Raw genomic sequence first — 1,338 nt, forward strand, 5'->3', positions numbered from 1 at the left:
TTGGGCGGGGTTTTGCGCTGTGGGCGCTGCGCCGCGACGTGAGCAAACCCTGCTCTCGCCAGATGTGACGTCGCACGGCGGCGAGGGTGTCGCTGAAGGTTGGACGTGGTTTGCGGTACCAGGCACTGCTGGCCGCGGCTTCTCGCTCTGCGGGCCTGAGCCGGGCGGCCAAAAGGGTGACGAGGGAGAACAGTGCGAGCAGGCATGGTGTGGTGCGGGCGATAGCAAGGTCCGACCACTGGCGCTGGGTTTCTACGCCAAGGTGGGCGCGTGTTTCCTGGAACGTGACCTCCAGTTGCCAGCGCTGGACGAACCAACCCAGGATCTGCTCGGGCGCGCGGTGCAGGTCGGTGCACAGCAGGGCCTGCGGGGTGAACCGCTGCTGGGGATCGCGGATCAGCACCCAGCGGATCGGCACGATGGGCATGCCGCCATGACGCCAGACGGCGGTTGCGGTGCAGATTTCGACCGACCGCTCGCCCTCGCCGTACCAGCCCGGCACGGTGATGCGCTGCCAGGCAGCACCAGGGCTCGCCAACACTTTGGACAGGTTCGGGAGCCGGGCGCCCTTGGTTCGGGGGCGGCCATTGGTCCCAGGTAGCCGGGGCGGCGCCGGGTCGTAGAGCGCCGCATCAAGGCGCAGGCGCGTGATGCTGGTGACCTTGTGGTGGGCGAGGGCAGCCAGCAGTTCCAGAGCGGCAAAGCCGCTGTCGCCGACCACCACGATCTCCCGCTGCGGCAGCCAGCGACGGGCCTGCACCACCAACTGGCGTGCCCAGTCGGTGAGCTTCTTATGCTGGAGGCCGCGCACCCGGCAGTATCGCTCCGAGGGCGCTAGGGCGGTGAGGAAGGGCAGTGCCCAGACCCGCCCGGCCCAGGGGACCGGCGCCAGCAGCATCAGGCTGATCCAGCGCAGGCCCGAGGCTTTCACGAAGTGCCCGTGGCTGGAGCGCACGGGGTCGCGGTAGATGCCCTTGGCGGCGATCCGCTTGCCGCGGCGGCGCTCAATGGTGTCGTCGATGCCCAGCACCACCGGCCCACTCGGCGCGAAGACTTGGATCAGATGCCCCAGTAGGAGGCGCGACGCCGCTCGGGAGCTCCAAGCCGCCCGGCTGAGCACCCGATGGTAGTTCACGAAGCGGCGTTCCCGCGCGAGCCCGGCGACGCGGAGCAGGCTGGTCACCGTGCGCTTGCCTGGGGCCAGAATGGCTCCGATCAGGAGCACCTCGGCATGTCGCCAACTCCGCTGGAAAAAGAGTGGCGCAAAGCTCAGGATAACCGCGGCGAAGCGGGTCGGCAGGCGCAGCATGGCGGCGTCTCTTGGCGGGGACGCGTCCA

Annotated in this window: 1 protein-coding gene; it reads right to left on the reverse strand. The window is 69.2% G+C overall.

The genetic code is table 11. From position 1 onward, the window contains the following. Positions 1-1,309 (reverse strand): IS701 family transposase (locus ACFFIC_RS30070; RefSeq protein ID WP_377057294.1); only part of this gene is annotated, 1,309 nt, incomplete at its 3' end. Positions 1,310-1,338: the final 29 nt, after the last annotated feature.

Origin of the sequence: Muricoccus vinaceus, from assembly GCF_042433125.1 — a bacterium.
Taxonomy (GTDB): domain Bacteria; phylum Pseudomonadota; class Alphaproteobacteria; order Acetobacterales; family Acetobacteraceae; genus Roseomonas; species Roseomonas vinacea.